Raw genomic sequence first — 397 nt, forward strand, 5'->3', positions numbered from 1 at the left:
GATCAGCACGTCTCGGATCCTCTCGACGACCGGTCGCGTCCGAGCGTACGAGCCGCGCCGGAAGCGGCCAACCGTCGGCGTCCCGAGCGGTCAGTCGAACAGACCCGGCGGTCGTGCTTCGTGCGGCGCCGGCAGCCCGAGGTGCAGGTACGCGGCAGGCATCGCCACCCGGCCCCGCGGGGTGCGGGCGATCATCCCCTGCACGATCAGGAACGGTTCGTACATGTCCTCGACGGTCTCCGGTTGCTCGCCGACGCTGATCGCCAGGGTGCTCAACCCGACCGGTCCGCCGGCGAACTGGTTGCAGATGGCCGAGAGGATCGCCCGGTCGACCTTGTCGAGGCCGAGGCCGTCGACCCCGAACAACGCCAGGCCGTCCTTCGCCGTCTGTTCGGAG

The 397-nt window shown here is 70.3% G+C and carries 1 protein-coding gene; it reads right to left on the reverse strand.

The features are described from left to right. Nucleotides 1-90 precede the first annotated feature (90 nt). Nucleotides 91-397: Holliday junction DNA helicase RuvB C-terminal domain-containing protein (locus D7Y13_RS44420; RefSeq protein ID WP_279637225.1), on the reverse strand; the 307-nt coding region annotated here is incomplete at its 5' end.

This window comes from Corallococcus praedator (genome assembly GCF_003612125.1).
GTDB lineage: Bacteria > Myxococcota > Myxococcia > Myxococcales > Myxococcaceae > Corallococcus > Corallococcus praedator.